Source organism: Microvirga sp. P4_G7, assembly GCF_056401005.1.
This window is the reverse complement of sequence record NZ_JBFUKD010000083.1, coordinates 1-9,125: the sequence shown is the minus strand read 5'-3', so window position 1 is coordinate 9,125 and position 9,125 is coordinate 1. Positions and strand designations below refer to the sequence as shown.

Below are 9,125 nucleotides of genomic sequence, written 5' to 3'. Positions count from 1 at the left end.
TCCTTTGGGATCGGGCCGATCCTCACGATGGGCGGCGTCGAAGCCCTGGTCGCGCACGGTTCGGACGACCTGCGCGAGCGCTATCTGGAAAAACTCGTCGCGGGCGAATGGATGGCGACCATGAACCTGACGGAGCCGCAGGCCGGTTCCGATCTCGCCGCAATCCGCACGCGGGCCGAGCGTGCGGGCGACGGCACTTACAGGATCACCGGCCAGAAGATCTTTATCACCTACGGCGAACACGATCTGACGGACAACATCGTGCACCTGGTTCTCGCGCGCCTTCCCGACGCGCCGGCTGGGACACGCGGCATTTCTCTTTTCGTGGTACCGAAAATTCTTCCTGATGGAACCCGGAACGATGTTCGGTGCAGCGGTCTCGAACACAAGCTCGGGCTGCATGCGTCACCCACATGCACGATGATTTTCGGAGATCACGGAGGCGCCGTGGGCTTTCTCGTCGGCGAGGAAAACCGCGGCCTCAACTGCATGTTCACGATGATGAACAATGCGCGTCTGCAGGTCGGGATTCAGGGTGTCGCACTGGCGGAGCGTGCCTACCAGCAGGCCCTCGCCTACGCGAACGAGCGGCGTCAGGGGCGGGCGGTCGGAGCGACGGAGACGAGTCCGATCGTCGAGCATCCCGATGTTCAGCGCAATCTCCTGACCATGAAGGCGCTGACGCAAGCTGCTCGTGCGATCTGCCTTCTGACGGCTGCCGCCATCGACCGTGCGCATCGGGCCGAGGACGCGAGCGAGCGGAAGAGGGCGGACGATCAAGCGTCGCTTCTGACCCCGGTGGCGAAGGCGTTCTCGACGGATGTGAGCGTCGAAGTCGCATCGCTCGGCATTCAGATTCACGGCGGCATGGGCTTCATCGAAGAAACCGGTGCTGCTCAGCATCTGCGTGATGCCCGCATCCTCCCTATCTATGAGGGAACGAACGGCATCCAGGCCATCGACCTCGTCATGCGCAAGCTGCCGCTCGCTGGTGGCGGTGTCGTTCATGCCCAGATCGCCGGTATGCGCGCCACGGTGACGCGCCTGATGAAGGAAGCGACTCCCGCCTTCGGTTCGACGACATCGCGCCTGCGCGATGCAATCGAAAGTCTCGACCGGGCGACGAGCTTTATGGCGAAAGCGATGTCCGCCAATGTTCCCGACAACGCGCTGGCAGGCGCGACGCCGTATCTGCGGCTGTTCGGTTTCGTCCAAGGGGGCGTGGCCTTGGCCGAGGTGGCGTTGGCAGCCAATGCGATGATGGCGGCGGGAGACGACAACCCGGCGCACCGGGCGCGGATCGCGCTCTGTCGCTTCTTCGCAGAAAACCTCGTAGTCTCGGCCAGGGGCCTGGAAGAAAGCATTCTTGGCGGCGCCGGATTCGTCAGCGACGCCGCGTTGGCCCTCGCGAGTTGAAACCGATGACTCTTCAGAACAAGACGCTTTTCATCACCGGCGCATCGCGTGGCATCGGTCTCGCCATCGGTCTGCGGGCGGCGAGAGACGGCGCGAACGTGGTCATCGCGGCGAAAACCGCGGAGCCCCACCCGAAACTGCCGGGAACGATCTATTCGGCCGCGCAGGAGATCGAGGCAGCCGGCGGCAAGGCACTGCCGCTCCTCGTCGACGTACGTGACGAGGACGCGGTGAAAACCGCAATCGAGAAAGCTGTCGCAACGTTCGGCGGCATCGACATCGTGGTCAACAATGCGAGCGCGATCAGCCTGACGAACACGCCGCAGACAGACATGAAGCGCTTCGATCTGATGCATCAGATCAACACGCGCGGCACCTACATGGTGTCCAAGTTCGCCATTCCTCATCTGGAGAAAGCGGACAATCCACATATTCTGATGTTGTCTCCGCCGCTCGACATCAAGGAGAAATGGTTTGCGCCGCACCTCGCCTATTCCCTGGCCAAATACGGCATGAGCCTGTGCGTGCTCGGCCTTTCCGGAGAGCTGAGGGAGAAGGGGATCGCCGTCAACGCCCTGTGGCCTCGAACCACCATCGCAACGAGCGCCGTGCAGAACCTTCTGGGGGGCGACCGCATCACCCAGGCGAGTCGGACGCCGGAGATCCTCGCGGACGCCGCATATGCGATCTTCCAGAAGCCTTCGAGGAGCTTTACCGGCCAGTTCCTGATCGACGACACTTTTCTCGCCGGCGAGGGGGCAACCGACTTCGAGAAGTACCGCGTCGACCCGTCCGTGCCGCTCATGCCGGATTTCTTTGTTCCGGACGACTCGAAACCGCCCTCCCCATCGTCATAGAAGATCGTTACAAGACACAGCGGGCAGTTTCGCGGGAGACGTCTATGATCCTGATCCATCGACCGGCAAACGAGGCTTCGGCGCCGGAGGAAACCCTTGACCGTCATGTCTGGCGGGAGGGGGAGGCGATCCCCAGCGATGCTCTTTGGATCGACCTGATCGAGCCTACCCGAAGCGAGGAGCGCCTCGTCGAGGACCATCTCGGGATCGAGATCCCGACCCGGGAAGAGATGGCGGATATCGAGCCGTCCGAGATCCTCTACCACGAGAAGGGCGTCTACTACATGACGGCCCGCATCCTGTGCAGTTCGGACACGGACACGCCGCGTCTGGCCGACGTCTCGTTCATCCTGACCGAGAGGGCGCTCATCACCGTACGCTACGACGAGCCGCGCTCCTTCAGCATGTTCATGTCGCGCGCCACGCGGCCCGGCGGCTGCAGTCATCAGCCTGAAGCGGTGCTCGACGGACTGATCGAGACGATCATCGATCGCGCCGCCGAGATCCTGGGGCTCGTTGGAAAGCGTATCGACCGGCTCTCACGGTCCATCTTCGAGAATGAAAAGCAGGGCGGACGACGGGCGGCGACCTTCCGGGCGGTGTTGAAAGCGGTCGGCCGCAAGGGCGACGTCATCTCCAACGTGCGTGAGAGCATGGCGTCAGTCGAGCGCATGCTGCTGTTTCTGTCGTCGAGCATGCCGCGGCCGCAGCGCCAGCACAGCTACCGCGCAGAGTGGCGCACAGCCATCCGCGACGTGCAATCGATCGAGGAACACGCGACCTTTCTCTCCAACAAGGTGCAGTTCCTTCTCGACGCCACGCTCGGTCTCGTCTCCATCGAGCAGAACGACATCATCAAGCTGTTCTCGGTGATGGCGGTGATCTTCCTTCCACCGACGCTGGTGGCATCGATCTACGGCATGAACTTCCAGGTGATGCCGGAACTGCAATGGGAGTTCGGCTATCCGCTTGCAATCGTCCTGATGGTTGTGGCGGCGGTCCTGCCGTACATCTTCTTCCGCTGGAAGAAATGGCTGTAGATCACGCATCATGTGCGGACGCTATGCCATCACCGTGTCGCCGGAAGAGTATCGCGCCTATTTCGGATACGAGGAGACGCCGAATTTTCCCGCGCGGTACAATGTCGCCCCGACGCAGCCCGTGCCCATCGTCCATGCAGAACGGGGCCGTCGCCATTTCCATCTCGTGCGGTGGGGCTTCCTTCCCTCATGGACGAAAGACCCGAAATCGTTTCCGCTCGTCATCAACGCACGCGGTGAATCGGTTTCGGACAAACCGACTTTCAAGGCTGCGGTGAAACGCAGGCGCTGCGTTTTTCTCGCCCATGGTTTCTACGAATGGCGACGTAACGACTCCGCCAAGCAACCGTTCCTGATGCGGATGATCGATCGCGGACCGATGCCTCTCGCCGGGCTTTGGGAGACCTATAGCGACGCCAGTGGTGGAGAAATCGATACGGCCGCCATCGTCACCACGGACGCCAACGGTCTTTTGTCCGGCATTCATGATCGCATGCCGGTCATTCTGTCGCGAGACGATGTCGCCGCTTGGCTCGATGTCGACGCGGGGGACGACAAGGAGGCTCTGCGCCTCATTCGACCATGCGCAGACCATTGGCTTGACGCGACACCGGTGAGCACGCGCGTCAACAAGGTCGCAAATGACGATGCGGCGTTGCAAGAGCGGGTGAGCGCGAGCGAGGGTGAAATCCGCGCGGCACGCCGGAAGGGACGTCTCGTCGACGATGCGCAGGGTAGCCTGTTCTAGCGGCTGATCCCGAACCCGCGCGGCGTGTTGCCAAAGARTACGACAAGGCCGGCGCCGAATAAGAGAAGCTAGGWACGTTTTCAGAACGGTCTGGCCGTTCGGTGAGAATGCATATCCATCCCGGATTTCGATTAACGATAACCGTTGGTTAAAGGCTGTCGTGCAGACTGGCCGGATGCGAAATGGGGCAAATCAGCGTCCGAATGACGCGCACGAACTGTGTTCGCCACGATTGCGCCAATTTTGCCATTGTTTGTCATCACAACTCCGTGTCTTAGGCGGAGCAGAGAGGGCCCCTAGCCCTCCACAAGGCCGACCGCAAGGGGGGCGCATCGTGAGATCAGAAGCGCGACAGCACGCGAATGCGCGGTTAGCATCGAAAGTCATTGCCTGCGTCTTAACGGCTACGCTTGTTCTCCTCAGCGCTTCTGCCGGTACGCAGACCGCTGCCGCCAACGGCGATACGAGGTCGCTGACCTTCTTCCATACTCACACCCAGGAAAGCGCTACGATCACCTTTCGGCGTGATGGACGCTATGACGACCGCGGCTTGGAGCAGCTCAACTGGCTGCTGCGCGATTGGCGTGTCGAGCAAAATACCCGCATGGACCCACGCCTGTTCGACATCCTGTGGGAGGTCTACAAGGAAGCGGGAGCATCAGGACCCATCCACGTGGTCTCGGCCTACCGCTCACCGCAGACCAATGGCATGCTGCGCGCGCGTTCCAGCGGCGTCTCCGAGCATAGCCAGCACATGCTCGGCAAGGCGATGGATGTCCGGTTCCCTGGCGTCGAGACAGGGCGCCTGCGGGCCATCGCCATGCGGATGCAATACGGCGGCGTCGGCTATTATGCTTCGTCCGATTTCGTTCATATCGACACCGGCAGCGTCCGCGCCTGGCCGCGCATGTCGCAGGATCAGCTCGTGCGGCTGTTCCCGGACGGCAAGACGCTCCACTTGCCGGCGAGCGGCAAACCGCTTGCGGGCTACGAACTCGCCAAGGCTGAGATACCGGCCCGGAATGCCGCTCTCGCCGATCAATCCGCGCGTGGGGGCGGCGGCAGCCTCCTCGCAGCGCTGTTCGGACGCAGGACGCCCGAGCCGGCCGCGCCGCCGGCTGAAAAGACGGTCGAGAAGCCGGTGATCGAGGCGCAAGTCGCGTCCGCCGATCCTGAAACGGTCATGAGCTTCGCGCCCCTTCCGCCGCGACGTCCGAAGATCGATCCTGCCGCTGTGCAACTGGCCGCCGCGACGCCGGCGATCGCGGTCGTGCCCGCTCCGCGCGAGGCCGACCGTCGGGAAATCGTCGCGGCCCTTGGACGTGACACAAGAACCGAGCGGCGTGTGCTCTTCGATGCGAACAGCACGGCCTTCGTCAATCTCGGCTTCTCCGAAGGGCCGAGCTACGATCTCAACGTCAATCGATTCACGGGTCCCGCCRTAAAAGTCGTCAAGCGCATCCAGCAGGCAAGCGCAGGTTTCTGATTGCCGTCAACGCGCGCGTTTGCGTGCGACGTCCCGCTTGAGAATGCCGACGACTTCGAGATGCGGCGAGTACTTGAACTGGTCGACGGGGACGATGCGCTCCAGGCGATAACCGCCGTTGATCAGGATGGCGGCGTCGCGCGCGAATGTCGCCGCATCGCACGATATGCTCACGACGAGAGACACCTTGGACAGCGCGAGCTGCTTCGCCTGCGCTTCCGCGCCGGCTCGGGGCGGATCGATCACGACCGCGCCGAAGGTGTTCAGTTCCGGCAGGAGGAGCGGACGCCGGAACAGATCGCGTGCTTCCGTCGTCACGCGGCGCAGGTTGGGTGTCGCGCGGGCCGCCTTGTCGAGGGCCGACATGGAGGCCTTGTCGTTTTCGACCGCGTGAACGTCCGCGTGTTCGGCGATACGGAGCGCAAATGAGCCGGCGCCGGCAAAGAGATCGGCGACGCGTTTCGATCGGCTGCACGCCTCGACGGCAAAAGAAGCCAGAGTCCGTTCACCGAGATCGGTCGCCTGCAGGAAGGATCCAGGCGGTGGCGAGACGGTGGAACGTCCCATGGTGATGAAAGGTGGGCGTCGTTCGACAAGTGCGTCGCCGTGCAAGGACAATCGCGATAAATCGAGATCCGCAGCGAGTTCGATCAGTCTCAAGCGGAGACGATCATTGACCGCACCATGACCGCGAACGTCCACATCGAGCCCGGTTTGCGTCGCCGTGATCTGGATGTCGAGCGGCTTGCGTGATGCGCGAAGCGTTTCTCCGATGGCGCGGGCGACGGATTGCGCACTTTCCTGCAAGGGTAGAACGGTGATCGGACAGCGTTCGATCTCGACCACATGATGACTGCGCGCGGCCATGAAGCCGACATGCATGTCGCGTTCAGGATAGCGAACATGCAATGTCATGCGACGGCGCCCTTCGCCATGTGCATCGACGAGCGGTTCGACATCGTGATCCAACCTTGCTTGTCGCAGCGTGGTGGCCAGGACACCTTGCTTCCAATCGCGATAGAAGTCGTCGCGCATATGTTGTGTCGCGCAGCCGCCGCACGTGCCGAAATACGGACAGAACGGAACCGTTCTCGCCGGCGATGAAACCTTGACGTCGACAAGCTTCGCCCGCTCGCCCTCACGCTCGATGGTGACGGTTTCGCCGGGCAGCGCAAAGGGCACAAAGAGGGGACCGCTATTGGTGTCGGCAACGCCGTCCGCCTTCGCGCCGAGGCGCGTGATGGTGATCTCATCGTTCACGGCGTGCTCCCAGGAGAAATTCACGGTTGCCGTCGCCGCCTTCGATCGGCGAAGGCGCGATACCGTAGGGTGTGAAGCCCAGCGACGAAACGAAGCTCGTGAGATCGTCGCAGACGGCGCGATGAATCGCTTCATCGCGCACGATCCCTTTCCGGACGTTGTCGCGACCGGCTTCGAATTGCGGCTTTACGAGAACGGCAAGCGTCGCATGCGGTTTCAGGAAGCGTATCGCTGCCGGCAACACGAGTTTGAGCGAAATGAAACTCACGTCGGCGACAAGCAGATCGATCGGATCGGGGATGAGCGCATCGGTAAGGGCGCGGGCGTCCGTGCCCTCCAGGCTCGTCACGCGCGGATCGGTCGCCACCTTCGGGTGGAGCTGACCATGTCCCACATCGACCGCATACACGTGGCCCGCGCCGCGTGAGAGCAGCACCTCGGTGAAGCCGCCGGTCGAGGCGCCGATGTCGAGGCAAACGCACCCACGGGGATCGATCGAAAACACATCGAGCGCCGCCGCCAGTTTGACGCCGCCGCGTGAGACGTAGGGGTGAGGCGCCTGGGCGAGGATCGCGGAGCCATCAGGAATGACCTCGGAGGGCTTGCGCACGGCCTGTCCGTTCACGGTCACCAATCCAGCCGCGATCGCCTCCTGCGCACGGGCGCGGCTTTCGAAGAAGCCACCCTCCACAAGGGCAATATCAACCCGTTTGCGAGTCATGCCGACGCCTTCATCACGTGTCCGTCATTTCCTGGCATTTCCTGGATCAAGCCCGGCGCGCGCCCTATCTCGGCTACGATCCTTAGAGAGAGCGAAAGCCATGCCAATCGTCAACCGTCGCAAACTTCTGCTCGGGGCGACCGTTCTGGGTGCCACCGCTGCCATCCCGCGCGCGTTCGCGCAAGCCCCCACAGGTCCCTACAAACTCGATCCGCTCCCCTATGCGCCGTCCAAGAACGAGCCGCATATCGACGCTCAGACCATGGAGCTCCACCATGACAAGCACCATGCGGCCTATGTGGCGAACCTGAACACGGCCTTGAGCCAGAACGCGGAGGCGGCGAAAATACCGCTCCAGGATCTGCTTGCGAACCTCGGCAACGTGCCGGACGCGATCCGTACCGCGGTGCGCAACAACGGCGGCGGGCACGCGAACCACACCATGTTCTGGCAGATCATGGGTGGTTCCGGCGGCGAGCCTGCAGGCGACGTGAGGAGCGCCATCGACCGCGATCTCGGTGGGTTCCAGAAGTTTCAGGCCGATTTCAACGCTGCGGGCGCTGGCCAGTTCGGATCGGGGTGGGTGTTCGTGACGGTGACGCCCGCCGGCAAACTCGCCCTTCTCACCAGGCCCAATCAGGATACGCCGCTGATGGAAGGGCAACGGGTCCTGATGGGTAATGACGTGTGGGAGCACGCCTATTACCTGAAGTATCAGAACCGTCGCGCCGATTATCTGAAGGCGTGGTGGAACGTGCTCGACTGGGACAAGATAAGCCAGCGCTATGCCGCCGCGAAAGCGGGAAAGCTGGTAATCTGATCGTTGCCGATGGCGAGCAGGCTTTGCGGCAAGGCAGGCTCAGGCGCGGGCCTTCCGGTCCGCCTCGTGGTGGCCTAGCGCCTCGAACGCTTTCCTCACGATGCCCGCTGCATCGAGTCCCGCTTGCGCATACATGCGCTCCGGCTTGTCGTGATCGATATAGGTGTCCGGCAGCACCATGGTGCGGACCTTCACGCTGTTTCGGTCCAACACACCGCGATCAGAAAGAAGCTGCAGCACGTAGGCGCCGAAGCCGCCCATCGAGCCTTCTTCGATCGTGATCAGGACCTCATGCTCGCGGGCGAGGCGCAGGATCAACGCCTCGTCGATGGGCTTGGCAAAGCGCGCATCGGCAACCGTCGTCGAGAGTCCGCGCGATTCCAGTTCCTCTGCCGCTTTGAGCGATTCCGAAAGCCGTGTGCCGAGCGACAGGATCGCGATGCGGCTGCCTTCGCGCACGACACGTCCCTTGCCGATGGCAAGCGGTATGCCTTCTTCGGGAATGTCGATGCCGACGCCTTCGCCACGCGGATACCGGAATGCGATCGGGCCCGAATCGTGCGCCGCCGCGGTGGCGACCATATGGACGAGTTCCGCCTCATCGGCTGCGGCCATCACGACCATGTTCGGCAGGCAGCCGAGATACGCGATGTCGAAGGATCCCGCGTGTGTCGGCCCGTCCGCGCCCACGAGGCCGGCACGGTCGAGCGCAAAGCGAACGGGTAGGTTTTGCAGCGCCACATCATGCACGACCTGATCGTAGGCGCGCTGCAGGAA

Annotated in this window: 9 protein-coding genes; 6 read left to right on the top strand and 3 right to left on the bottom strand. The window is 62.7% G+C overall.

Annotated elements, in window-relative coordinates:
* The 5 genes from AC1DT3_RS06245 to AC1DT3_RS06225 all read left to right on the top strand — a co-directional run.
* Positions 1 to 1,416: acyl-CoA dehydrogenase (locus AC1DT3_RS06245; protein WP_477464386.1), on the top strand; the 1,416-nt coding region annotated here is incomplete at its 5' end.
* Between the two features lie 5 nt (positions 1,417 to 1,421).
* Positions 1,422 to 2,273 (top strand): SDR family oxidoreductase, encoded by an 852-nt coding sequence (locus tag AC1DT3_RS06240; RefSeq protein ID WP_477464385.1) that lies wholly within the window; start codon positions 1,422 to 1,424, stop codon positions 2,271 to 2,273.
* 44 nt (positions 2,274 to 2,317) lie between these two features.
* The gene (gene corA / locus AC1DT3_RS06235) at positions 2,318 to 3,313 is read left to right on the top strand and encodes a magnesium/cobalt transporter CorA (RefSeq protein WP_477464384.1); all 996 of its coding nucleotides are present in this window, start codon (positions 2,318 to 2,320) and stop codon (positions 3,311 to 3,313) included.
* Between the two features lie 10 nt (positions 3,314 to 3,323).
* A complete protein-coding gene (locus AC1DT3_RS06230) occupies positions 3,324 to 4,061 on the top strand; it encodes an SOS response-associated peptidase (protein WP_477464383.1) in 738 nt (245 codons plus the stop codon).
* A gap of 334 nt (positions 4,062 to 4,395) precedes the next feature.
* Positions 4,396 to 5,547, top strand: a complete 1,152-nt coding sequence (locus tag AC1DT3_RS06225; RefSeq protein WP_477464382.1) for a peptidoglycan L,D-endopeptidase MepK — start codon at positions 4,396 to 4,398, stop codon at positions 5,545 to 5,547.
* A 6-nt stretch (positions 5,548 to 5,553) separates the two neighbouring features.
* Here AC1DT3_RS06225 and AC1DT3_RS06220 read toward each other — a convergent pair whose 3' ends face one another.
* Entirely contained in the window at positions 5,554 to 6,807 is a 1,254-nt protein-coding gene (locus AC1DT3_RS06220) for a class I SAM-dependent RNA methyltransferase (protein ID WP_477464381.1), read from the bottom strand.
* Positions 6,797 to 7,528 (bottom strand): TlyA family RNA methyltransferase, encoded by a 732-nt coding sequence (locus AC1DT3_RS06215; protein ID WP_477464380.1) that lies wholly within the window; start codon positions 7,526 to 7,528, stop codon positions 6,797 to 6,799. The genes AC1DT3_RS06220 and AC1DT3_RS06215 overlap by 11 nt, the downstream gene beginning before the upstream one ends.
* A gap of 100 nt (positions 7,529 to 7,628) precedes the next feature.
* Here AC1DT3_RS06215 and AC1DT3_RS06210 point away from each other — a divergent pair, with 100 nt between their 5' ends.
* Positions 7,629 to 8,348 carry a superoxide dismutase gene (locus AC1DT3_RS06210; protein WP_477464379.1) on the top strand — a complete coding sequence of 240 codons (720 nt, stop codon included), beginning with the start codon at positions 7,629 to 7,631 and terminating at the stop codon, positions 8,346 to 8,348.
* A 39-nt stretch (positions 8,349 to 8,387) separates the two neighbouring features.
* On the opposite strand, the gene AC1DT3_RS06205 is transcribed toward AC1DT3_RS06210, so the two are convergent.
* The coding region (locus tag AC1DT3_RS06205) for a transketolase C-terminal domain-containing protein (protein ID WP_477464378.1) at positions 8,388 to 9,125 on the bottom strand (738 nt) is incomplete at its 5' end.

Bases quoted from the DNA above. Each gene is read 5' to 3' on its own strand.
- AC1DT3_RS06240 (WP_477464385.1), top strand. From the start codon at position 1,422: ATGACTCTTCAGAACAAGACGCTTTTCATCACCGGCGCATCGCGTGGC.
- corA (WP_477464384.1), top strand. From the start codon at position 2,318: ATGATCCTGATCCATCGACCGGCAAACGAGGCTTCGGCGCCGGAGGAA.
- AC1DT3_RS06230 (WP_477464383.1), top strand. From the start codon at position 3,324: ATGTGCGGACGCTATGCCATCACCGTGTCGCCGGAAGAGTATCGCGCC.
- AC1DT3_RS06215 (WP_477464380.1), bottom strand. From the start codon at position 7,528: ATGACTCGCAAACGGGTTGATATTGCCCTTGTGGAGGGTGGCTTCTTC.
- AC1DT3_RS06210 (WP_477464379.1), top strand. From the start codon at position 7,629: ATGCCAATCGTCAACCGTCGCAAACTTCTGCTCGGGGCGACCGTTCTG.